Below are 925 nucleotides of genomic sequence, written 5' to 3' on the forward strand. Positions count from 1 at the left end.
GTGGTGACCCCGCGGGGCGGTGGGGGAAGCCGGCGGATCGAGATCCCGGGGAGCGTGGGGGCCTCGGAGCACATCGACGCCACCGGCTTCGACCTGGAGGTGGAGCACCAGGACGCGGGCACCTGGCGTCCCAACGCCCAGGCGGTGTACGGCAAGTGGGAGCGAACGGGCTCGGTGGAGACCATGACCGTACGCAGCCGGAACGCGGAGCGGCCGCGGGACGGCCGGGACCGCAACATCGTGCTGCGGATCGAGCGCCCCGCGGCCGGGGCGGACCGGTCCGCGGAGCGGGCGGCCGCCGCGTCGGCGCCGGTCGCCCGACGGGCGACCGAGGGGGCGGCGTCCGTCGGCGGGAGCACGGTCGGGGCGGCGGGGGCGGCGGGGCCGTCGGTGCGCACCGGCTCCGCCGGGTTGCCCTCGTCCGACCCGTACGCCGCCCCGCAGTCCGGCCCGTACGGCTCCCCCGGCCGCGGCGCCGCGGCGCGGCCGAGGGTCAGCGCCAGCGGGACGGCCGGTGAGGCCAGGGAGGCCGATGGGGCCGGCCGCGCCGGAGCGACGGGCGGCGGGCCTTCGGTGACCAGCAGCGGTTGGGGCGGCCCGGCCTAGGACCAGGAATGGGCGCCGGCGACCGCAGAGCCTCGGCTTCGGAACTCGAAGCCGAGGCTCTGGCCTGCGGTCGCGGACTCGGATGCGTCCAATTCCTCGACGATGGATTGACAGGGGCACGCCACGCCGTTTCACTTCTTGAACGAAACGCCTGGACCAGAGGTTTGGACCACTCGAGACGAGGCCCCCCATGTCCACACCCTCCGCGGCTTCTGCTCCGCCGCCGGCCCTGCCGGCCCCGCCGTCCGTGGCGGCGGCGGCCGCCGCCGTCACGTTCGAGGACAATTTCGACGGCCCGGCCGGGTCGGCGGTCCGCGGC

General features: G+C 76.8%; 1 pseudogene. It reads left to right on the plus strand.

What is annotated here, in order from left to right:
* Positions 1–606 (plus strand): annotated as a pseudogene (locus tag EF918_RS36135) (hypothetical protein); the annotation flags it as partial.
* Positions 607–925 lie beyond the last annotated feature (319 nt).

The sequence above is a fragment of the Streptomyces sp. WAC06614 genome (assembly GCF_003949795.1).
GTDB lineage: Bacteria > Actinomycetota > Actinomycetes > Streptomycetales > Streptomycetaceae > Streptomyces.